Annotated in this window: 23 protein-coding genes; 15 read left to right on the top strand and 8 right to left on the bottom strand. The window is 58.1% G+C overall.

The features are described from left to right. The first annotated feature begins 22 nt into the window (after positions 1-22). The 11 genes from SH412_RS24310 to SH412_RS24360 all read left to right on the top strand — a co-directional run bounded on the left by SH412_RS24310 (position 23) and on the right by SH412_RS24360 (position 7,185). Positions 23-385 (top strand): DUF2513 domain-containing protein, encoded by a 363-nt coding sequence (locus SH412_RS24310; RefSeq protein WP_336520626.1) that lies wholly within the window; start codon positions 23-25, stop codon positions 383-385. Positions 386-504: 119 nt separating this feature from the next. Then, on the top strand, positions 505-981 hold the full coding sequence (locus SH412_RS24315) for a hypothetical protein (protein WP_336520627.1): 477 nt from the start codon (positions 505-507) through the stop codon (positions 979-981). Between the two features lie 101 nt (positions 982-1,082). Beyond that, complete coding sequence (locus tag SH412_RS24320) at positions 1,083-1,874, top strand: HipA family kinase (RefSeq protein ID WP_336520628.1); 792 nt, start codon at positions 1,083-1,085, stop codon at positions 1,872-1,874. Then, positions 1,871-2,695: a DUF3037 domain-containing protein gene (locus SH412_RS24325; protein ID WP_336520629.1), complete on the top strand. Its 825-nt coding sequence runs from the start codon at positions 1,871-1,873 to the stop codon at positions 2,693-2,695. The genes SH412_RS24320 and SH412_RS24325 overlap by 4 nt, the downstream gene beginning before the upstream one ends. 61 nt (positions 2,696-2,756) lie before the next feature. Next, positions 2,757-3,734: a DUF932 domain-containing protein gene (locus SH412_RS24330; RefSeq protein WP_336520630.1), complete on the top strand. Its 978-nt coding sequence runs from the start codon at positions 2,757-2,759 to the stop codon at positions 3,732-3,734. 50 nt (positions 3,735-3,784) lie between these two features. Further along, positions 3,785-4,261, top strand: a complete 477-nt coding sequence (locus SH412_RS24335; RefSeq protein ID WP_336520631.1) for a hypothetical protein — start codon at positions 3,785-3,787, stop codon at positions 4,259-4,261. Between the two features lie 83 nt (positions 4,262-4,344). Next, positions 4,345-4,911 carry a hypothetical protein gene (locus SH412_RS24340; protein ID WP_336520632.1) on the top strand — a complete coding sequence of 189 codons (567 nt, stop codon included), beginning with the start codon at positions 4,345-4,347 and terminating at the stop codon, positions 4,909-4,911. An 11-nt stretch (positions 4,912-4,922) separates the two neighbouring features. Beyond that, positions 4,923-5,168, top strand: coding sequence for a hypothetical protein (locus SH412_RS24345; protein WP_336520633.1), 246 nt, complete (start codon positions 4,923-4,925; stop codon positions 5,166-5,168). Next, on the top strand, positions 5,161-6,015 hold the full coding sequence (locus SH412_RS24350) for a RecB family exonuclease (protein WP_336520634.1): 855 nt from the start codon (positions 5,161-5,163) through the stop codon (positions 6,013-6,015). The genes SH412_RS24345 and SH412_RS24350 overlap by 8 nt, the downstream gene beginning before the upstream one ends. Next, complete coding sequence (locus SH412_RS24355; protein ID WP_336520635.1) at positions 6,000-6,773, top strand: hypothetical protein; 774 nt, start codon at positions 6,000-6,002, stop codon at positions 6,771-6,773. The genes SH412_RS24350 and SH412_RS24355 overlap by 16 nt, the downstream gene beginning before the upstream one ends. Before the next feature lie 145 nt (positions 6,774-6,918). Then, entirely contained in the window at positions 6,919-7,185 is a 267-nt protein-coding gene (locus SH412_RS24360) for a hypothetical protein (RefSeq protein WP_336520636.1), read from the top strand. A gap of 155 nt (positions 7,186-7,340) precedes the next feature. Here SH412_RS24360 and SH412_RS24365 read toward each other — a convergent pair whose 3' ends face one another. From SH412_RS24365 to SH412_RS28705, 8 genes are all read right to left on the bottom strand, one after another. Continuing rightward, the gene (locus SH412_RS24365) at positions 7,341-9,134 is read right to left on the bottom strand and encodes an AIPR family protein (protein WP_336520637.1); all 1,794 of its coding nucleotides are present in this window, start codon (positions 9,132-9,134) and stop codon (positions 7,341-7,343) included. 3 nt (positions 9,135-9,137) lie between these two features. Further along, a complete protein-coding gene (locus tag SH412_RS24370; protein ID WP_336520638.1) occupies positions 9,138-10,217 on the bottom strand; it encodes a PD-(D/E)XK motif protein in 1,080 nt (359 codons plus the stop codon). Continuing rightward, on the bottom strand, positions 10,141-13,038 hold the full coding sequence (locus tag SH412_RS24375; protein ID WP_336520639.1) for a Z1 domain-containing protein: 2,898 nt from the start codon (positions 13,036-13,038) through the stop codon (positions 10,141-10,143). The genes SH412_RS24370 and SH412_RS24375 overlap by 77 nt, the downstream gene beginning before the upstream one ends. Positions 13,039-13,042: 4 nt before the next feature. Next, positions 13,043-14,560 carry an ATP-binding protein gene (locus SH412_RS24380; RefSeq protein ID WP_336520640.1) on the bottom strand — a complete coding sequence of 506 codons (1,518 nt, stop codon included), beginning with the start codon at positions 14,558-14,560 and terminating at the stop codon, positions 13,043-13,045. After that, the gene (locus SH412_RS24385) at positions 14,544-16,682 is read right to left on the bottom strand and encodes a sigma-70 family RNA polymerase sigma factor (protein ID WP_336520641.1); all 2,139 of its coding nucleotides are present in this window, start codon (positions 16,680-16,682) and stop codon (positions 14,544-14,546) included. Before SH412_RS24385 ends, SH412_RS24380 begins: the two co-directional genes overlap by 17 nt. Before the next feature lie 115 nt (positions 16,683-16,797). Then, positions 16,798-17,259: a very short patch repair endonuclease gene (locus SH412_RS28700; protein ID WP_419555755.1), complete on the bottom strand. Its 462-nt coding sequence runs from the start codon at positions 17,257-17,259 to the stop codon at positions 16,798-16,800. After that, on the bottom strand, positions 17,217-18,866 hold the full coding sequence (locus SH412_RS24390; protein WP_461824427.1) for a DNA cytosine methyltransferase: 1,650 nt from the start codon (positions 18,864-18,866) through the stop codon (positions 17,217-17,219). Before SH412_RS24390 ends, SH412_RS28700 begins: the two co-directional genes overlap by 43 nt. Before the next feature lie 264 nt (positions 18,867-19,130). Beyond that, positions 19,131-19,370, bottom strand: a complete 240-nt coding sequence (locus SH412_RS28705) for a WCX domain-containing protein (RefSeq protein WP_419555756.1) — start codon at positions 19,368-19,370, stop codon at positions 19,131-19,133. A 236-nt stretch (positions 19,371-19,606) separates the two neighbouring features. On the opposite strand from SH412_RS28705, the gene SH412_RS24395 reads away from it, so the two are divergent. The 4 genes from SH412_RS24395 (at position 19,607) to SH412_RS24410 (ending at position 22,537) form a co-directional block, all read left to right on the top strand. Continuing rightward, positions 19,607-19,837: a hypothetical protein gene (locus SH412_RS24395; RefSeq protein ID WP_336520643.1), complete on the top strand. Its 231-nt coding sequence runs from the start codon at positions 19,607-19,609 to the stop codon at positions 19,835-19,837. Between the two features lie 98 nt (positions 19,838-19,935). After that, a complete protein-coding gene (locus SH412_RS24400; RefSeq protein WP_336520644.1) occupies positions 19,936-20,958 on the top strand; it encodes a hypothetical protein in 1,023 nt (340 codons plus the stop codon). Beyond that, on the top strand, positions 20,958-22,025 hold the full coding sequence (locus tag SH412_RS24405; protein ID WP_336520645.1) for a helix-turn-helix transcriptional regulator: 1,068 nt from the start codon (positions 20,958-20,960) through the stop codon (positions 22,023-22,025). The genes SH412_RS24400 and SH412_RS24405 overlap by 1 nt, the downstream gene beginning before the upstream one ends. 107 nt (positions 22,026-22,132) lie before the next feature. Further along, positions 22,133-22,537: a hypothetical protein gene (locus SH412_RS24410; RefSeq protein WP_336520646.1), complete on the top strand. Its 405-nt coding sequence runs from the start codon at positions 22,133-22,135 to the stop codon at positions 22,535-22,537. Positions 22,538-22,788 lie beyond the last annotated feature (251 nt).

The following is a 22,788-nucleotide window of genomic DNA, read 5'->3' on the forward strand; positions in this document are numbered from 1 at the left end:
GGGGGATTCAGGAGGGAGAGGAATGAAGCGAGACATGGAACTTGTCCGTGAAATTCTCCTGGCAATTGAGGCTAGCGGGGAGGAGCCGCGTGGCTGGACCAAGCTCAGTATGCCCGAACGTGATCCAGTCGAAGTGAGCTACCATGTCAAGCTGCTTCACGAAGCCGGACTGCTCCACGGAATTAATCTCTCGTCCAGTTCGGGATTCTGTTGGGCACCTAAATCTCTCACTTGGGCAGGTCATGAATTCCTCGACGCCGCCCGTAACGACACCGTCTGGAACAGGGCCATGACCATCCTCCGGGAAAAAGCCGCAACCGTTCCCTTCGAAATCCTTAAAGCCGTGATCATCCAGCAAAGCAAAGCTTTCTTTGGCGTGGAGTGACCACGGAGGGATTTCGCTCGATTCAAGTTGCTCCAAGTACGATTCCAGCAGGTATTGAGGATACGAACCAGGCTGCGATGTCACTGAGAGGCTGTTCAATGCAGGGAGTCCTTCGGCTCGTGTCAGGAATCGAACATCACTTTGACAAGATCGTCCTGTTCAACTCGGTCGGCGTCAGGAATCTCCAGGCCCTCGCAAAGTCTGCATCGCAAAAGTCGGCGGGTATCGCTTCGCCAATTGGAGCGATCGGCAGTTTTGAGTGGGTGGCGAAGGTCATGGTCGCCAACATGGTGGTGGAGCATCTCGCCAATAAGGCACTGCAGGCTGCGGCCAATGCAGACATGGACAAGTATCAGCGAGTTCTAAAGGCCGTTCGGACAAATGCCATCGCGATCCCTCTGAGCAAGATTGAGAATGTCCACCTCCCGATTCCCGCATCGTGGCACGCTCAGATCGCCGGCCCGGAACCGGATGAAAACGGAGCACGCCGAATGGCGTCGTATATCCATACAGGAGACCAGTTTGTGGGGATCGAGCGGAACGGCGAGCGACGAACAATTATCTGGGACAAAGTCGAGGAATACGACGTTGCTTGACTGCTGAAGGGGGATGTAACGACGCGGCTATGGGAAGTTGGCAGCCCCAGACAATTCGAAGATTCGTAGACGGGTTTCCCACGAGTGCCCGGACGGCTCTGGTGGAAACTGACGTCGGATCGGCGTACGTCAAGGCGATGGGTGGTCCCGAGGGACCGCACACTCTGGCATCCGAGGTCGTGGTCACGCAACTGGCCGCGTGGTTCGGCCTGTCGACCTTCGACTGGGCCATCGTCATCGTGGACGAGTTCGACGAGATTCCATTTCTCGACAAGGACGGCAACCAGACCGGGCAGGCAACTCCCGGCCCCTCCTTCATCACGCGAGCCGAGCAAGGGGTCACATGGGGCGGTGGAGATCGGGAACTCAAGCTGCTGGTCAATCCCCAGGACATTTCGCGGCTGGTCGTCTTCGACACCTGGGTACTGAACTGCGATCGCCATTCCCCGGCCGACCCGGAAACCGGGCGACGACGTAAGCCTAATCGTGACAACGTTTTTCTGAGCGAAGAGGCTCCCGCGGGCCAGTTCCTCCTCAAAGCGATGGACCACACCCATTGCTTCACCTGTGGGCGAGAGTGGACGCGAAGGCTTGGCCAAGTCGATACAATAAGGGATAGCCGGGTGTTCGGGCTGTTCCCGGAGTTCCGGAAGTTCCTGAAGAAGGATGCGGTCACTCAAGCAGCCACGGACCTGAGGACGATCACGGCAGAAGTCGTCAGGGAAATGATCGACTGCGTTCCCAATGAATGGGACGTGAAACGGGAAGCACGGAATGCTCTGGTTGACCTCGTCGTCGGGCGGGCAATCTTTGTCGCGGAGACGATCGAAACTCGCCTCTGGCCGCAGGGGAGCCTCTTCCCTGATGACGAAGAAGGGAATCCGGAGAGATGAATCCACAGAAGGGCTACTACAGCGTTGTGCAATACTGCCCCGATTTGAGCCGCGTTGAAGCGGCCAACATCGGAGTGATCCTCTTTTGCCCAGCCAGCGGATTCCTGAAGGCGATTACGTCCGCCAACAACGGCCGGATCATCAAGTTCTTCGGTTCCGAAGGGCATGACTGGAAGCGGATCAATACCGTCAAGAAGGCCCTTCAGGACCGGCTGGAGAAAGAACACCACGGCATTCGGACCTTGGACGACCTTCAGCAGTTCATCGCGACACGGGCCAACCAGCTTCAAATCACGCCACCGCGACCGATGAAGGTGCTCGATCCCGAGAAAGATTTGGCGGATCTCTTCGAGCAGGTTCTTGGTCAGCCGGCAAAACGAGAAACAAGGCGGAACTTCCGGAAGCTCGTGGGAGAGAAGTTCTCCGCAGCCGGGCTTGAGCGAAAAATCGTCACGGACGTCAAAGTCTCCGTGCCCGTGATCGATAAGGAGGTTGAAATTCCGTACGGATTCCAGAACGGAAGATTCAACCTTATCAACCCGGTCCGATTCGGCGGAGCCAATCCCGAACAATCGCTCCAGACAGCCTGTAAGTATGCCGTCGAAGGTCGCTCACTCTACGAGCATCCCGATCAGGAGTTTGGTGAGCTTCAGTTGGTAGTGGTCGGCCAATTCCGCCCCACGGATGATAAGTCGCGGGCTCTCGTACGCCGGGTCTTCGAGGAAAGCCACGTGAAGCTGTTTTCATCTGACGAGCTTCCCAAGCTCATTGCTGAGATTAAGCGGACCGGCAAAGACATCGACGGTAAGAAAAAACGCTGAGGCAACGGCCCCTCGGTCGGGTAATCCTGAGTGTATTCCATCACTCACGCAGGAGAACCCGATGGCACACGAACTCGCAACGACAAACGGCCGCACGTCCATGATGTACGCAGGGGAGGTTCCCTGGCACGGACTCGGGACTCGGCTCGAAGAACTGGCCACGGCCCGTGAGGCGATGGACGCTGCCGGTCTCGACTACCTGGCCGAACTTCGGAAGATCCAGACGGACGAAGGGACGCCCATCCCAAAGCGGAAGGCGGTCGTCCGGTCCGATTCCGGGGACGTGCTGGGAGTCGTCGGGAGCAGCTATGTCCCGGTCCAGAATCATCAGGCGTTTGGATTTCTCGACGCCGTCGTGCAGGCCGGCAGCCTGCGGTATCACACCGCCGGAGCCTTGGGGAAGGGCGAGCGGGTCTGGATGCTGGCGAAGTTGCCCGATGATATCCGGGTGAAGAACTCGGACGACGTCACCGAGAAGTATCTGCTCCTGTCCAACTCCCACGACGGAAGTTCATCCCTGCGGGTCCATTTCACGCCGATCCGCGTAGTTTGCGCCAATACTCTGGCCATCGCGGCTAGTAACGGGAGAGGTCAGGGAGTCTCGATCATTCACAAGGGCGATTTAGCCGCCAAGGTCCGACAGGCTCAGGAAGTTCTGGGGCTGGCGAACCGCTTCTACGACGACGCCGAGGCCCAGATCAACCGTCTGGCCAGCCACTATCCGAGCCTGAGGCAGCTGGAGGAATACTTCCACCAAGTCTATCCTGACTCGCCCCACGGAGAATCCACCCGTACAAAGAATGTCCGACAGGAGTTACTCCGGCTGTTCGAGCAGGGGATTGGACACGACCTGCCGGCCATCCGCCACACGACCTGGACGGCCCTCAATGCGGTGACAGAATACGTCGACCACTATCGGTCCACCCGCGGCAAGACCTCGACCGAGCGTGCCAGCAACCGGCTGGAGTCAGCTTGGTTCGGCTCGGGAGCCCGGCTCAAGGAGCGAGCCTGGAGTCTGGCATTGCAGATGGCGGGGTAGCTGATGGCTCCGCAATCGCCGAGTAGACTCTCTTCGTCAAAGTGAATGTCATGGAATTGTATCTGCCGAAGGAAGCGACATCGCGACAGGCCATCGCGTGGTTGAAACGCTTCGTCCACGATTTCGGGCTTGGATTTCACCTCGATACGTCACCAGACGACTACTCAACTCCTGACGGGCTGCGATGCTTTAACGCAGACGAGTGTCGCATCCTTGAAGATTCGATTCACAGGCTATTCAAAACACTCGGCGATGAGCTGCCTTACGAGGTCTGCGCCGAGGAAGCAACTGCAATGCTCGCGGAACTGGTTCATTCAAAGCCGCCACTGAAGCATCACAGCCCCGTGTTCCAGCAAGAACTGCTGAAATCAGGGACGCGGGAGCAGATTATTGAATGGCTATGCTGGAACGATCCAAACGGGTGCTACACCGACGATGACTCAGCTTCTGAAGGCTATTCCCCACTGACGCTTGCACAGGTGCGTCACATCATGGACGAACAGGTTCGACGTCAACGCTCAACTTGAGTTGAGTCCCAGCCACGACAGCGACGCCTCCCTGATCCGGGTAACTGGTCACGGAGGCGTTCTTCTTTTCACGGAGCACACGAATGCTGAAGGTCAACGTCGGACTCAGCCGGAAACTGTCCCGCGACTTCAATTCCACGGGATTCAGCCTGAATCTCGAAGGAGAAATCTGCGTCGGACTGGACGATCCCGAGACCATGATCGAGAAGGTCAAGGAATTCTACGACCTGGCCGAAGAGGCTCTGAATCAGCAGATCGAACGGTACGAAGGGGAATCCGCCATCGGGAGCCGGGACGAGCGACGTTCAAACGGTTCCAACGGCCATTCCAATGGACAAGCCGCGAAGGAACAACCGAGTCCTGCAGCCTCGAATTCTCAGAACGGGAACGGCCACGGCCCTTCCAACGGGAATGGTCACGCTGCCAACGGTGATGCCGCGACAAACAAGCAGGTCCAGTACCTGCTCAATCTCGGAAAGCGACAGGGATTGACACCGCCTCAGTTGGAAGGCCGGATCGAGGGGCTCCTGGGCAAGAAGATCGGCGTCTACGACCTGACCAAGCGGGAGGCCGGGGACGTCATTGACGCCCTCAGCCAGAACGGTGCTCCGGCCGCCTCTGGCAACGGTCGCAATCGGATCAGCCGCTGAGGGAGACATCAATGGACCCTCAAGCCGCCTGGGATGAGATGTTGGAGGCCATTCTCCAGCGAGACTGGGGACAAGCCGTCGAACGCGCCGAAGCTCTCCTCGAATGGATGAGAAACGGTGGTTTTCCGCCGGAGACCGCCAAGATCACCATGAGAAGGCAATGGAACCGTTCCATGGCAGAGTTCGGTTGCCTGATCGCTCTGCAGTTTGCCAGGCAAGCGCAGAGACGCCGGAAACAGAAGGGGAGAAATGACTAATCGACCCCACTGGAGCTACAGCTCCATCAGCCAGTACCTCCGCTGCCCGCTCCAATACTACTTCCAGCGAGTGCTGGGACTGCCAAGTCGATCCATCGGCAGCGGGCTGGTCCTCGGTTCCGCAGTTCATGCGGGGCTGGCGGAGTACCACCGACGGCTGAAAGAGCACGAATCCATCGAGTCGGAGGCCATTCTGAAGGTCTTTCACGAGTGCTGGGGTGAGAAGGAAGCCGGCGAGACGGTCGTTTATCGGAACGGAGAATCCCGAGAGGACAACCGGGAGCAGGGCATCCAGCTCCTGAAACTCTACCTCGACGAGCCACCGCCCGACGGGATCGTCGCCGTCGAGCAACGAGTTCTGGTGCCGCTCTACAACAGCCAGGGGGAGTATCTGGAGATCCCCTTGGTCGCGATTGCAGACCTGATCACCGCCACGGAACAGGACTTGACGGTCCGAGAATTTAAAACGAGCGGCCGGGCTTACTCTGCCGCTGACGTGGAATCGTCCCTTCAGCCGACCTGTTACGTCCATGCTGTTCGGGAGACGTTCGGGCGAGACGCCAACGTCGAATATACTGTCCTGGTCAAAACCAAGACACCGAAGGTTCAGCGGCTCAGAACCAGCCGTTACTCCGAGGACTGCGGCCGTCTGGGAGATGTCGTTCAGACGATTCAGCGGGCGGTCGACCTGGGCATCTTCTATCCAGTCGAGAGTCCGATGAACTGTGCCACCTGCCCCTACCGGCAGCACTGCCGTGAATGGGGGCAACCCTCTCGGCCGATGGAAACGCCGGAGCTGGTCAAACTGGATATCCCGCAGGAGGCGATGGCGTGCTCACTGAACTGAACGGCAAGGGGGGTTGTCTCTGCGAGCCCGCACGAAAAGGGGAACTACGATGTCCGTTGAACGTTCGCCCAACCAGCGAAGACGTGGTCACGGGGGAGATCTTCGGAACACTGAAGGTTCTCAATCCCCGCTGGTGGCTGCCCGACCTGCTCAATACGGCCTTGGGAGCCGAACGCTTTCGACGGCAGATCTACCGGGATCTCCGGATCGAACTCTGGCAGAAGCAGCGAACCTATCCCCGGCAGCATTTGAAGTGGGACGAAGGACAGACGGAGGTCGACGTCGTCATCACTTGGGAGAATCCGGCGACGACGGTCTTCATCGAGATGAAATACGGATCACCGTTATCCGCCAAGACGGCCAACAACAACGGTTCCGGGGGATTCCCGTCCGATCAGCTCATCCGGAATGCCCGCATCGGCCTCCGAGAAAATGGCTGGTTCGAGGAAGACCTGCTGTTCCACGCCCCGCCTCGGGATTTCGTCCTGATCCTGTTGACGCCATCGACCGGCAACCCCCTGGTGCAGGATTACCGAAATATTGACCGACTCCGAGCGGCAATTCCCCACGGTGAGCGACTGACGCGGCTGCCGGCCTCTCCGTTCATTGGTGAGCTGAGTTACCGGGAGGTCACTGAGATCCTGAAGCGCCAACGCAGATGGTTTTGCCGAACCGGGCAACGGTTGATCGACGGCTTGGAGGAGTATGTCGACTTCAAGTGCGAGACACATCGCGAACGCAACCGCGGCATTCAATGAGCCAACTTAGACAGGTTGACTCACAGTTCATCTCGCTCGCCGGCTTGGAGGCATTCCCGGCAGGGTAGGGGGGGCAGTGATCTGGCCACGGGGATGTTTACGAGTGATTGCTGGCAACCGGAAGATTCTGGAATAGGATACAACTATGGGCGACGAACCTGCGAGGGCGACTCTGGCTCACATTCTGCAGCGTGCAAAAGAAGCCGGCGCGATGGTATCCAGTTTCAGCCAGTTCTGTGATTTCGTGCGAACGAAAAAGTGGACGATCGCTGAAATCACCTGCGAGCATCCACCATCCGAGGAGTTGATGCAGTTTATCGGCTGCATCGGCCTGGATAAATACGAGGAATGGGCGATGGAATACTCGAAGCATCCACCGATCGTAGAGCAGGCGAGTCAATCGGGCCAGTGACCGGGCATGGGCTTATCAAACGAAGTCTTAGCTGGCTGACTGCTCCTGTTTCCGACTTATCTGGGCTTTGCCTCGCACGTTATAACTCCATGCCTCTGCTCTCGCTCAATACGATTCTAAACATGAGGTGAATCGTACCGAGGCACGGCCATCCTCTACTTCAGCTCTGCAATTCCTTTCTGCGGCTCGGAATACTTCGCCGTCCTGACGATGTCCCAGCATTCCGGCTTCTTTGCCCACTCCGAAACCATCTTTCCCGCCGCCGACCGATGCATTACTTCATTCACCTCCTTCGCCCAGTCTTGCAGTTGTTGTTTGAGGCCTGTCGATAGCTCTTGCTGGTTCCAGATTCTTTCGAGCGAGACATACTTCCCTAGCCGGTCCCCGAGCACTGCAACGACGTAGTTCGCCACGTAGCTCTGGTAAGCAGGAAACATCGGACGCGTCATCGTGATCGCCTTCTTTAGCAAAATCACTTGAGCAATCATCGCTTTGTATTCTGTCACGTTCGGCAAATCGATCGACACTTGCCCCTCGACCTCCCGGAAGTCTTCCATGAATCGTTCAAAGTTCTTTTGATTGCCAAGGCTCACCTGATCTGGCTTCCCTCCCCAAGCGTTCAGCGCCTTCGCCAAGTCCGTCTTGGTGATCTTCCTCGCCGGGGGGACCACAACCTGCTTGAGCTGCTTCAGCTTGGCTGGCGTGTTCCCCTCCCTTGCCAGCATCGTGTTGTAACTTCCGGCCGCCCGCTCGTAGAACCATCGCCCGACACCATCCGGACAGTATGTCGTCATCGACAGCTTTTCGATCTCCACGTGGAATGGCTTGTTTGCCGAGAGGTCTGACTGTTTCACCGAGTTCTGACTGTTCGCATAGCGAGAAATGTCCGCGATCAGAACTTCTTCAGCAACCGGATCTTGAGACCGCAGGATGATGACTTTGGCCGGTACGCGGACCTTATCCAAGGCGACTTCCGGCGACTTCTTCTTCGTGAAATACAGTGATGCCGTCGTCTGACCGCCGTTCACAATCTGCATTCCCTTCAGCCACAGCAGCCCCGGACCTCCATCCGCCGTCTTGCCCAGACGGACTTCATCCGCAACTATGACAATTCCGTTGTTGTAGGCCATGAAGCGTTCCGGAGACGATTTCAGCGTGTCCCGAATGCCCTTATTTACTTTTCCCGTCGCATTCAGGAACGACCGCACATTGGCCTCCAGCAGCCGCGCTCCGTACTTCTCATAGACGAACCGCAACGCTTCGCCCGGAATCGCCGTCAACGCAAAATCGTATTCACCCTTTTCGTCCGGCACATAAACGCACGGCAATGCCCCGCCGGACACCTCTTCAAAATTTACCTCCAGCTCGTCACGCGGCTTCCCTTCCGACAAATGCCGATGCAGCCGCTCGATATCCATCACCTCCAGCTTGATCGTCTTCCCCTGCACCTCCCGAGACTTGAACGTTTTTGATTTTGCCTGCCGGTCCGTCAGCACATAGATCCGGATCTGATCCAGCGCGGGATAGCTCCCGTGAATCGTCGTCGCCAGCGGATACGCATCGTCAGAAGGATCGATCTTCGACGCCAGTTTCCCCTCCGCGCACATCGACAGAAATCGCAGACACTGCTCCGCAGCCGCCTTCGTTTCTGCATCCGGGACCGGAGTGATCTCCGTGACGTCGCCGTACAGACTGACAAACAGATCCAGCTGCTCCGCATCCTCCGAAACCGCATAGCCGCTCAGCCGCAGCTTCGCGTTCGAAATCCGCTTCGCAAAATGGCAGACTTCCGGCTCAAACGTCATCCCGCTCTCGGCCATGTGCTCCATGACCTTCTCGGAAAACACCGACTCCGGATACGGATATGGCGTCCCCGCCTCCGGCATCCGCTCCGCAATTTCCGCCTGTACTTCGCCCCGGACCTGGTGCAGAAACTCAATCAGTTCCATCGTTCACAGTACTCCCAGTTGTTGCAGCGCCTGGACCAGATCCACATTTCCGTCCGTTACAAGATCCAAGTCGATCTCATAACGGGCCGCTCGGATGGCTGGCGGGACCAAGCCCCGCGTCAATCGTGGAAAGCCGTCGCCGACCGTCAGCACGCGGACTCCGATCAGGGAAAAACGCCGCGTATACCTCTCCGCAAACTCTTCACGATATCCCGCCTGCAGCAGCCGATTGCCGAACTCAATGCTCGCCGCAGCATCTTCAGCCAGCACATCGCGCAGATCGGCGGCAATCTCCGGCAGCGTTCGACCCGTCGGGACCGCACTCAGCCGCACCCCCGCCAGAAACAACGGCTGCACCGCCGCATCATCAAGCTGGTCCAGCGAGCCTATCCAAGCCGGGAACCCCTGAAAGGCCAGAGTGCTCTTCGCCTCAATCGCCCCGGTCCCGAACCGGAAATCCTGCAGCCCGTCTGCCGGACCCTCCCAGGCCGCAACGCAAACATCCGCCAGCACGCCTAGCGCCAGCAGTTGCCCCAGCAGCTCCAGCTCGCCGGCCAGTCCCACCTCGGCCTCCGCCGTCAGCACGCCGTCAGCAGCCCGCCGCATGAACTCCTGCCACGCCCGGATTCTCCCGAGAAATCGCGACAACAGACGGGCTTCATCTGCAGCAGGAGACTCGGCCAGCAGGCTGACGAGGTCCGACGCCATCAGCGCAAACAGCTCCAAACTCCCCGCCCGCTGTCGCCGCAGTCCGAGCCACTCCCCCGGCTCCCCCTCCAGCCATGTCTCCACACGAGAAACTACGAACCCTCTTCCGCGCGGAAGTTGATCAGTTGGAGGTACTCGGACTGAGACAAAGCGAATCAGCAGCGACTCCTCATTTCCCGGAAAATACCGACCAGCCCGTGCTCTGCACGGGCCGCTGCACGCCACGTCAATTGTCCGCCACCCCTCTACAGGTGAAGTGGAATCCAATGCCCGCCAAGCGGCCAACAGTTGATTCTGATCAGTCGGCTGAGCCATATTCCTGTTCCCAAAGCACATTGTTGACTTTGTACTCAACCTTAAGTCCGAGATGATCATCACCAAGCGTGCTGGCGGGAAAGCTGATTCCGAAGGCGACAATGGGAGGCGTGTCTGCCGGAAACGAACCCACTTCTTCATACGCCTTTTCGGGATCAAGAACATAGAGAATGAGAACGCCGCGTTCTGGGTGCGGTGTGATTCCTGGCGCGCCCACCCCACGGACTTGCCGTACCGCGACGCTGCTCGGAGTTTTTGGATCCGATTCATCGACCGGTCTCACTGCATTGCGCTGCCATATGGTCCGAGTCACCGCCAAAGCTGCATTCCACTCTTCTTCGGACAAATCGATCGCTTCGTCCGTCGGATCAAGAAGAACCTTAATTGAGTAGTGCCCTTTGATATCCGGATCACCACTCCGTCTGTTCATCCTGACGGATACGCCGGGACCCACCTCGCGTTTCTCACCGTCGGTGGTCCCCATCAGCGCGATCGTCCATTCCGTCAGTTCGCCAGACCGTGACATCAGCTCAATGAACGCGGAAAGCATCGCACAGTTCACTCGCCGAGCAGCCGGGTGAGTAGTATACTCACTAAGAAATGCGATAACTTTGGAGGCAGCCACATCGGTCCAAAGGTAACTGCCTGCCCACTTCTGCCTGACTTCGCCGCGCTGTCTGCTTGGATCACTCTCAGAAGGCTTTCCGATCGACTCCAGAAGACGCCACAACGCCCGAGCATTCCCTTGCAGCTCCCGTTGTTGGCGAAACAACGCCACAGTTTGGAGACGTTGCCCGCTGAACGATAAATACAAACTCTGCGCCGACCGCATCTTCAACTGCGATGTTATCATCAACACTGGATGTGATTGCACTTTCAGCCCGAACTCTCGCGGAGTCAGCCCGCTGGCCGCCATGAAATTGAACTCTTCACGCAACTCCTCGGCAGCGTCAGCAATATGCCCAAACCATTCAGTTAAATCCTGAGTTGTGTATAGGCGGCAGAGATCTAGATACCCCGGTCGATAACCAAACCACCGTCCCATCTGCATCAGGGTGTCATACATTCGCGATGCCCGCAGAAAATAACTGCAGCACAATCCCTCCAGCGTCAAGCCCCGCGCCAGTTTATCGCCCCCGATCGCGATTACGGTCAATCCGCGATTGCCGCTATTTGCATAGTCGAGAGCGGCCTTTGCAGTCCCGTTGATCAATTGCACATTCACCTCATCGCAAACCGCTCCAAACACGCTGACAACGGCCTCCCAGCTTGGCAGATCGTCTGGAGGATCATCGGCCAGCGACTCACGGAGCACAGCGGTGGTCGGCACGAAGTCCTGCTGCCACAGCGTGTGCAATCGTGACCAGACTTCTTCGGCGTCGATCCCCCGTAGAACTCGCTGCCTGATCTGCCTCACGTGCTCGCTGACCTGCCGATGTACTTCCTGCTGCACATAGGTGAATCGTGTCACGTGAATGAGCATCGAAGAGTGCTCGTCAAGTTGGCCTCTCAGCAAGCGTACGGCACACGCGATGAGAAACGCGTCAATTGCCTCCACCAGCGATGGTGGTAACTCATCGCGTCCTTCGTGGCGCGGCCGGTGACTGACCTTGTGCTTTACCGGCATCCAGACTGGTCGCTCCTCGGCACTCTCCTGGTCCTTCACTCGTCGGACCAATGGCAGTCCGCCTTGTCGACCCTGTGCGGTCGTCAATCCAAACACGCGAGCCGGGCCGACATAATTGGAGGGCGCAGCCAGGTTTACGATGAACGCAGCCGGAAACAGGTCTGGCCCCTCCTCAAACGTTGCTCCCCGCTCGTGAATGAAGATGTTAGCAAATGGCGTCGCAGTGTATCCGACGTAGGCGGATCGCGAGAATGCATTCAATATTCTCCGGATGAGACTATTGATGACCTTCGGCTCATGCTCTTCGTCTGGGTTGCCCTCCTCGTCAAAGGCCTGTCCTCCTGTATCAACTGACGCATGGTCAGCTTCGTCGTCGATTACGAGCAACGGAAGATGCGTCACGATGCGACGGCCCGTGTCCGCTTCAACTACGTTTGCTGCATGGTTTCGAATCCAGTCCAACAAAAGCGTCAGCACGCTCTTGTTCTTCTTAACTACAAACAGCCACGGCCGCTGTTCAGGCGTAATCGCCAAGTGTTTGGCGATCCGTTTGTTGAAGTCCCCCGCATCTGATCGATTGGTTGCGCAGTTTGGACGGATCCCCGCGTCGCGCCCATTACGGCCGGCACCGACATACTCGACTGCGTCAGAGCCAGGCTGCGTCGTCGTTGCAAATCCGAGAAATCCCTCGTCAAGTCGAATTTGGGTCTGCGACCGCAGATTGTTATGAAGCCCAGCCAGCACGACGATGATCTTGTAGCCGGCATCAGCCGCCTTGCAGATCAGTCCCGTATAACTCCCTGTTTTGCCCGACTGAACATGGCCGACAACCAGGCCCCGTCGGTCCCACGCATCCGCCCTTAATGGATCCTCCAGGAATCCTAGGATGGTGTCAGTCGACCGGTCCAATGCATCCACGGCCGTCCACGATAATTTCTCCTCCATCCAGTCTCGATACCGCTGCCAGTACCGCCAATTCTGCTTTCGATCTGCATTCAGCCATGCCACATGTCCGATGGTGCTCGCCATCGTAGTTTCTTTTCCGATCCAAAGGCTGAATCGACGGATGAGTTCATCGGTAACCGCCGTGCGATCTAGATCCGCTCCCCACGACGGCTTCATCTTCAGCACAAGATCGATTTGCTCGGAAATTGCGGCTGCGGTAACTGCCGCCTTCTCGTTGCCGTCAAGCAGGAGTTCCTGAACGAACTTGAGCACGCGATTCTGATTCTCATTCGTGTCGACAGGCGGCATTGGATTATGATCTTTCGGCTAATGGCTCGTCGGGCAGAGCCGCCACCAGTTCAGCGTGACTGTTGAATGGTTCGGTGTGGGCAAGCTGATCTCGGGCTTCCTGAGGCGTCATGCCTCTCCGCAGAACCAGATTGCGGTACAGGACGATCAGTACTGATTGCACAGCCTCCGCGGATTCCCCTCCGAAGCCAGTTCGCGGAGCTTCCTTCGATTCTGTTGTATCAAGCCAGATCCTTTGGACCGGAATTGTCTCTTCGAGGATTCGCAGCATTGCCTTGATTTGCGTGCCTCCATCTGACAAATCATCAAGAACCGCTCGCACTGCCGGATGGTCCCGGTCGATCCGGTATCGGAGTCCACCCGCAAAATGCTCTACCCGCCACGCCTGAGCAACCGGTGGACCGCTCGTCCGCTTGACCATTTGCCCGCGATGAGCGAAGACTCGCCTTGCTCGGTCGCGGGTATCCTCAGCGAGCCTAGTCAGCTGTTCCCGGATCGCAAATGGTGGTCGCGCCGAAGACTTGCGAATGTCGATCTTCCAATCTGAATCCTCAGCATTGGCGAAATCCAATCGAATCCTGGCGAGACGATGGGCCTCCTCCTTTGTCCACGATCGACCTCGTCCCAGTCCCAGCCAGCTTCCGCTTACGAGCAATCGCTCGTTTCGATAAACGTAGAATCCCTGCTGAGCGGTCCAGCCATCAGGACCAGCGGCGACACTGTGCTCGTGGCTCGTAAGGCGGTCATGGTGGGGAAGCACATGACACTGCACTTCCGCCATACCGTTATCGCCCGCAATCCGCTCCACCGGCGAAGACCAGGTCGCCGCGTGATGCGTTAGAAACGGATCCCACGGACGAACGTCGTTGCCGTTGATCGAGATTCGCAATCGGGGCCGGCTCCCTTCGAGAAACCGGTGAAACACCATCGCAAGATGTCCCTCAACCCTGTCAATCAGATCCAAGAAGTCCTGTTCGCGAAATCCTGGGGTAACGACTCGATCGAGACTTTCCCAGACGACGACTGTCCCCCGCTCCCGACTACAAAGAGACGTCAAGTGCTTCTCGGAGCCCTCGGCTGGCCCTTCGAACAACCTCCAGCCGTCATCACCCGAATTCATCAGCAGGTCGAGATCCCATCTCAGGCAGTTGACGGCCCCGCCTTCTCGGCGACTCGCGACGGTCAGCCGGCGACACTGCGAAAACGAAGCCGTCTTCAGGCCGAGACCGAACCGACCGAGATCGTGAGTCGCTCTTTCCTCTAGCGGACTACGCTCTCCAAGTCGCATCGCCCGCTCAAGGCTGCCGTCATCCATGCCCAACCCGTTGTCGAGTACGGTAATTGTGCTCGCTGCGGCCTTCCAGTCGAAGCACAGTTCCACATGGTCGGCCCCTGCCGTGATGCTGTTGTCGATGATGTCCGCAATCGCCGTTGCTGGAGAATATCCCAAGCCGCGGAGGGCTTCGATCATCGCGCCAGCGCGAGGAGGGGCATGCCGAAAAGAACTATTCTTCATCGTCATCTGCCTCCGCCATCGCAAAGTCCGAACCACCATGCGAGCCGTTCGCACTCGCTCTCTCGCTTAGCACGCGAAGTTTCTCAATCGCTCTCGCCTCGATCTGACGCACTCGCTCGCGTGTTAGGCGCAGGATCGTTCCGACCTCTTCGAGCGTCTTGCTGCTCTCATTGTCAAGTCCATATCGCAGCCGCAACACCAATGCGTCTCGATGATGAAGCCTCTGGAGCAACTGCGATACCTTCCACACTTCGTCTTCGCGCATCATCCTTGAATCAGGTGTGTTGTCATTCACCTCAATTACAGAGCCCAGTTCGTTCCACGCTTCATCCGATTCATCCGACTCAGACATCTCACTCAACACTCTAATTGGCCGGATCACAGGAGTTAATGCAAACACTGCATCTGGGGACAATGACAGAAGCGAAGCGAGTTGCGATGGATCCGCTGAGTTCAGACGGTCCGCTGTGCCGTGCGACTGCAGTGCTTCAAAGCGTCTTACAAGGCGACTTTGGTGAGCCGGAAGGCGGATCAGGCGGCCATTCGACTCAATTGCACGAATGATCGCCTGACGAATCCACCACATCGCGTAGGTGGAGAACTTGAAGCCACGGGAGACGTCAAATTTCTGTACGGCTCGCATCAACCCGCGATTGCCTTCCTGCACCAAATCAAGAAGGGGCAGGCCAGAACTGGCATACTTCCGCGCGACGGACGTTGCCAGTTTCAAGTTGGCCTCAATGATTCGGGTGGTGAGCGAGCGCGCTTGGCTCAAGACCTCGGTCAAACTCGCCGCCGCCTTCTGGCCAGAAAGAGAATTCTGAAGGCTGTCGCAGATGGAGCATAGCGCCTGGTCGGTTAGGTTCAGGCCGCGGACGATCGTGTAACGGCCTTCGTACTCTTCGTCGCGCCAGTCGCGAACTGACGTTCGGCACGCAGTGATCGACTTATGCACGTCATCGCGTCGGGAGTCATAGTCCTCGAATGCTGCCGAGCATGTCCTTTGACAGCCGAGTGACGCAATACCATCTCGCAAGTCTGGACATGGCCGCCGCCGCTGCTCGGTCTGCCGCTCATTGGAAGCGGTGTCGCCTAGCACTTTATCGGCCATTCGCAGCAATTCAGTCATCGACGGAAGCGACTGGGCGATGACTGATGCGGCTTCGTCACGCGTCTTCCGTAACTGAGTAAAGATGCGGACTTCATCGGCATGAGACAATCGAGTGTGCACTTGAGTGTCGCGATAGTAAATCCACAACGGATCGGAATATGGATTGGTTAGAAACGCCAGAAAGCCGACGGCAGTGTCGATCCGGCGACTGCTTTCATAAGCGACCGCTTTAAGGTGTTCCGATGCGTTCCATCTCCAATAGTCGTCTTCCTCAACGTCGATGCCCAGATCTTCGAGGACAATTCTCAGCTGGGCTTCGTACTCGTCGTCGACTTCGCCTTCGCTCCTGCGCGCGGTTTCCGATATCTGCCAAGCTGGAATGGAGTTTCGGCGAAGAGCGGCCCTGAACAGTTGGCGTGCGGCACGACGATCACCCTTCGTCAGGTGTGTCGCGCGGGACTGCTTTCGCACGACCGCCGGAAGGTCTATTCTGACCTCGGACCAGTCTTCATCCTTGTCGACTGGAGAGTGTTCAGCGATGATCCGCTGAAGCGACACGGCACTCTCAAGGACGGCGTCGTCTGAATCGGGCGGAACGGACGCCTCCTCGGGCTCCCACTCAGCAGGAAGTTGAGTTTCGATCAGCGATTCGACATCTTCGCGATCGGGATTCAGTTCTGGAATACTTGCATCCGCAGCAGGAACGCTGAGATTGCGTAAACGGAGGTCTTCGTGTTCGCGAAGCAGGCCGACGATTTCGGAGTGTCCAGACTGCGCTGCAAGCTCGATCGCATCTGCGCCGTCAGGTCCACGAGCGTTTGAATCAGCCCCGGCCTGTAGAAGCAGCCTGCAGATCTCCAAGTGGCCCTTTGCGGAAGCCAATTTCAGCATGCTACGTCCGGTGGCATCGGTGGCATTGCAGTCACCTCCTGTCTTCAAGTAATGCCGGACAGCTGCTACAACTCCAGTTGTCAGCGCGAGCTTCACAAGGCCAGGAATGCGAGTTCCATTCAGCATCGAGCGATCTCAGTGGACGACCGTGGCGTCGTCATCTGCAGTAGAGTCATCCTTGGCGGAATCTGAGCATCCGTCGAACTTCGCTTGCAGTGGCTTCTGGCCACGACTCCCAGCTTCATGCATGCAATTGCGTTAAAAAGCGTTCGAGGCGACGAGCGAGCTTATCCGGCTTTTGCATCTCACACTCCCAGACAATCAGTACCCGCCATCCCAATGCTTTCAGTTGCTTCGTGACCTCCCGATCTCGGGCGACGTTTCGGTCGAACTTAGCCTGCCAGAATTCAGTCCGAGACTTCGGCGTGTAAGTAAAGGGACATGCCTGATGGCGATGCCAGAAACAGCCGTGAACGAAGACTACAGTCCGGTATCGAGGCAGCACGATATCCGGAGAACCCGGCAGATCCTTGCGGTGCAGCCGGAACCTGTAGCCGAGCCGATGCAGGAGTGAGCGAACAATTAGTTCCGGCTTTGTATCGCCGCTTCGAATACGGGACATGTTCCAGCTGCGATGCTGCTTGGAGATTCGGTCAACCATTATCCTGCCCAGCCTGAGTCGATCAGGAGCTTCCAAACGCATTCGGCGATTTGTACTGCCAGCAGCGGTGGCACAGCGTTGCCGACTTGGACGTATTGATGCGTACGTGGGCCGCAAAAGAAATAGTTATCCGGGAATGTCTGTAATCGGGCGGCTTCGCGTACAGTCAGACTCCGGCACTGTGACGGATCGAAATGAATGAAATAATGCCCGTCTTTTGAAATGTGTGATGTAATCGTCGTCGACGGGCGGTCGGCGAGCTGGACCCGGAACCTGTCATCAAAATCACCGGTCTCCGCATTGAGGTGCTTCGGTAGCAGATCCCGTGGAAACTGATTCAAACGAGGCGATTCCCCGTGGACTGCCGCGTACGCCGCCGCATACAAGTACCGTCCCAAGTCTCGATCCAGATGCAATCGACTCTCGTGATTGCACACGCCACCAAGGCGGCTATCCATCAGCCAGCGCCCCAGGCGGTCGCGCCGTGAAAGATCCGGCTTACATTCAATAAACGGTCCGCCACGTTCGAGGACTGACGGAGTCATGTATCGCACGGTTGCTTCAACTCTCTCGGCGACCTCGGCGTCCTCGCCGTTCGAAAGTTTCCGTAGCCAGCGGCGAGTTTCTGGACCGGTCTCCGGCAACGTCTGATCGCGAATCGTGGCAATCCACCGCTCAGCCGTATCTTGGACCGCGGCAAAGCCATTTGCTGATTCGGTCCGCGATACGCCGCTGCGCAGACGGGGCATGTGGCCAATCACCTCGGCCACCGTCGGTGCCTTTGACGGCTGCAGACGAGGTAGAGCAATATCCCCCAGGTCTTCACGGATTCCCACCAGAATCACGCGGTGGCGCTGCTGCGGAATTCCGTAACGTTCGCACTCGACGATGAAGTCTCTTGGCTCAAGCCCGATGTCGATCAGCGCCGACCGGGACGCTACGATTGGCTCAATCCGGTACCGATACCGCGGATCATTGCGGTCCGAAAGCCCCATCGCGGCCCGTGGTCGCTCAAGATCCCGGAGAATCCGCTCGAAAACCGGCTGACCATCGAGTTTCGCCGAAAGCATGCCCTTGACGTTCTCCATCACGAACACAGCCGGCCAGTGCTCGGCAATAATTCGCAAGTACTGCCGGTACAGCGATGACCGATGGTCGTCTTCAATCCGATAATTGACCTTTCCCAGGTTCCGCGAACGCCCCACCACCGAATATGCCTGGCAGGGCGGGCCGCCGATCAATACCCAACGGTTGCCAGCCCCGTCGACGGCCCTGGCAATCTTTTGGGACAGTTCCGCATGCCCGGCGTCCGAAGCGCCCAGTTCGGCGCGGATCGCCTCTTCGCCGGCGTGCTCCCATTTCGCAAACCACTCAGCCGAAGTTTCGCGGAGACGATCGGGAAATTCGGCGAGCGGGAACGTCCCGCGGAGCAGATCGTAATACAAGTCGGGCGCGCTTCCCGACGGGAACTGGCGGAAGAAGCTACGGAGCCGCAGTGTCTGGTGGGCCGAAGCGTCCTTCTCAATCGACAATCCGATTCGGAACGGATGACATCCTGCTGCGGGTGGTGTGAACGCACTGAACCCCTCGCCCAGCCCTCCTGGCCCGGCGAAGAGATCGATCACGGGAATCCACGAAGCCTGGGTCATTCCGTTCCGTCCAAGGTGAGCCATTCACCGTGCATGAGCGATTACCAGCAATGTCCAAGGGGGCTGCAACAATTCACCCGGCGTTGATAATGTCGCAATAGGTGTCCTGGAAACAACTTGCGGCATGATCGGCCGAAGTCTTGGGCAAAGCAAAGCACTGCAATGCCGTGCAAGAACACTTAAGGCAGCACCATGACTGAACACAGTAGCTGACGGGACAGAGAACCCGCAACGGTTGCAGGTTGGTTGATGGGTTGATGGAAATCACTTGGTCGAACGGCGCGATTGTGCTGGATCTCCGGATCTTCCGAAGAAGCGAGGAGACCGCGATTGTTCGTAATCATTCAGTGTCCCCCGCAGAAATTCTGCCGATTCACCTCGCAAGAACGGCGGATCCAGGATCTCCGCGTGCAGGCCGAAGCTGAGACTCCACCCCAGAGTCTCTTCGAAAGCCGTCAGGCGGAACTCGACATCTGTGCTGCCGTCACTCCGTTTTGTCAGCAACTCGGGGGGACAGTGTCTCTTCCAGAATTCGGACGAGGCTACGAGCCCTCGAAATCCGCCTTCGAACGGTTCTTCGGGTTCCGGAGCAGGAGGAACGTCACGACGGGCGACGCCACGCTGCGTGCGCTGACTTTGCTAGCGAACCGGCGAGGTCTTTGGCCTCAGCGGACGGCAGACTTCGCGAGGGTAAGGGGAGCAGAAACTGCGAACACCATTCACGAGCAAGGAACACGACGATGGCGAAGACGAAGCAGCAACCGGTCCACGAAATCCGACTTGGAGCCGTCAAGGCGACGATCTGGGAGAACCAGACGACCGTTGGCACCCGTCACAACGTGACGGTCAGCCGGATCTACAAGGACGGCGAAGAGTGGAAGCAGACGGAATCTTTCGGCCGCGATGACCTGCAACTGCTGGCCAAGGTGATCGATCAGGCTCACACCTGGATTCATCTGCAGGGAGCGTAACGCACAACCGTTGAAGGAGGATTTCACGATCGGTGTGACCCACCCGTGGCGGAGGACGATGCCACTCTGTTCGACGGTCCTTTCTGGCGGAGCAGAACGTGGCGGTTTCGGACAAAGCCTTCAACGCGATTGTCGAGCGATGCCGGTTAGCCCTGCAGCTCAAGTACGAGCACGGGAATGAGTCTCAGGAGAGGCCGTTGCTGGACGCGGAACTGCGGCTGATCCAGCGGCGGGGATTCCAGGAAGCCCTCGGGGAGATCGTCGAATTCGCGGATCAACTCCTTGACCACGGGACCACTCTTCACGCCATCGGGGCGGGTGGCTCGTCGGTCATTCTGTTTCTACTCGGATTTTCGGATGTCGATCCTGTCCGCTACCGGACCCATTTCCAGCGACTCTGGTGCACATCAAACGGCGAACCACCGACGGTGCAATTCGTCGTGCTGCCAGCGGATGGCAATCCGTGGGAGGACATCCCTCGACCTCCCTGCGTCACGGTTCATTCCATGACAGCCTTGGAGGCGATCCCCGCACTCGTCTGTCGGCAACTCCCCGATGTCCCGGTTCGCATGGCTGAGAAAGCGGTCTTTGCCGCGATCCAATCGGGCGATACAGACGGAATCTTTCAGCTCGAAACCGAGCCGGTTCGATCCCGACTCTCCAAAATGCGACCGTCGAGCATCCAAGACCTGGCAACGTTGACGGTCGTGGAGCAGATCCGTCTCTGTCATCCTGAGATTGCCGAGACTTTCAACGTGGAGCATGAGCAAGAATTACCGCTGCCGATTGTGTTCCAGGAAACCATCATGGAACGGCTCCACCGGCAGGGACGGGTTCCGTGGGATGAGACCTATCGCTTCGTCCAAGCGGCAGTGAAGGGGACGGCGGGCCACGTCAATGCCATGAAGGCTGAGTTCGACCTGCAAGTCGACCAGGATCACGCCGCTGAGGACGAAGGGCTGCTGAACCAGTTGACTGAGGCGAGTCAATGGGCGGTCTGCCGGGCTCACCATGTGGCGAATGCCATTACCAGCTACCGAGCGGCCTACTATCGGACGTTTCATCGGCAAGCCTTCGAAAACGCCCTGCAACGAGTCTCTGACTGGGATCGAGCACACTGATGGCGAAGCGGCTGAAGAAGTCCTCTGCGACCAGTTCCACTGACCCGAAGCCGGGCAAGCAGGATCGTCCGGACCGAGATCGACGAGTTCGCCAGGCGGATCGGCTGGCTCGGATCCTGCGAGTCCTCGAACTGATTCAAAGTCGAGGACGCTGGACCACGAAGGCGATTGCGGAAGAAATTCAGTGTTCGGAACGGACCGTTTATCGTGACCTGGACGTCCTCAAGTTCGCAGGGATTCCGTATTTCCGCGAAGGCGACCAGCAGTTCGTTCGAGTCCGTTCTGATTTCCGGTTCCCGGTGATGTCATTGACCGAAGACGAAGTTCTGGGACTTTCCCTGGCGACGGTGCTGTCGAAAGCCCCCGGTCTGGACGTCACTCCCGGAGCCGGTCCGACCACTCGGAAACTGGCGGCGGTCTCCCGAGAAGAGACCCAGGAACTCATCGACGACGCGATGCGACTCGTTTCCGTCCTGGACCTGAAACTCGCCGACCACAGCCGGCATCATGAAGTCATCAAGACGATTCAGTCGGCACTGCTGCGGGGCTGTCAGATCTCCGGACAGTACGAAAGTCCGTACGAGCCGGCCCCCATCAAGCTCAAGCTGCATCCCTACCGCCTCTGTCTGATCAAGAACGCCTGGTACGTCATCGGACGCCAGGCCGAGGACGCGGCACCGAAGACATTCCGAGTGGCTCGCTTCAAGGCCCTGCGTGCGGTCGCGGAACCTGCGGACGTACCGGACGATTTCGATCTGCGGGACTACTTCGGCAATGCCTGGGCGGTGTACCGAGGGGATCGCTCTTACGACGTCGAGCTCTGGTTCCCCAAAGCTTCCGCTCCACTCGTGATCGAGACTATCTGGCATCACACGCAACGGGTAACGCGACAGAAGGATGGCAGTGTGATCCTGCGGTTCCAGATCGACGGTCTGAGCGAAATCCTGCATTGGCTGCTCTCGTGGGCGGGCCGGGTGCGGGTGCAGCAACCGGCCGAACTGAAGGAACTGTTCGTCAAAGCCTTGAAAGACGCGATGGCCCTGCAGGCAGCGGCTGATCAGGTCTGACCCGCCCCGGTCAGGTCCTTCGGGTATCAGGGGAAGAGACGTCGGACGGTGGTGATCGCACGCAGATCACGGTCCGGCGTTTGCAACCCGGATCTGGAGGACGACCGTTGAAGACGTCGCAATGCTGGAGTGTTCTGGTGGTGATCGGGATGATCGGGTGTTCGGCCCATACAGTCGGTACCGAGGCCGCTGCCCGAAAGTTCTTTGATGTCGAATTCCAGAAGTGGATGGCCGGCGAGAAGAATTCCGTCTCGACCATGGTCTCCCGCATCAGTATGCACCAGGAACCGATCAGCTACGAGATTCGCAGCGTCGTCCCGGACGAACCCGATTTTCTGGCGTACGACAAGGCCCACGAGCTGCCCAAGGACTGGAGAACCTGGCCAGCCTTCAAGCTGAACGTCGCCATCGAGTGGAAGTCCCAGGCCGGGACGCCGCTCACGAACGTCACGACCTATACCCTGACCTGGAACGCCGACGAGAAGCGGTGGTACGTCATGGAACGCTTCTGAATGACCCAGCTCACCGATTCCGGTCTGTCGGCTCGAAATGACCGCAGCCACCGGAAATCTTCGGTGGCTGACCCTGACTGACCCGCCCTTGTCGCACAGAGCGGGTATTTCTGGTGGAGACTGGCTCCCGGAGAGACGCAATCCCCGCGAGGGGGAGGCGAGTCGGAACAATCCCGTTGGCTGCCGGCCGTGAATCCTCGTGATTCGCCAAGCCGGTCGGACCAGCACACCAGGGGTGATCGACCGACACA

The sequence above is a fragment of the Planctellipticum variicoloris genome (assembly GCF_030622045.1).
GTDB classification, from domain to species: Bacteria; Planctomycetota; Planctomycetia; order Planctomycetales; family Planctomycetaceae; genus Planctellipticum; species Planctellipticum variicoloris.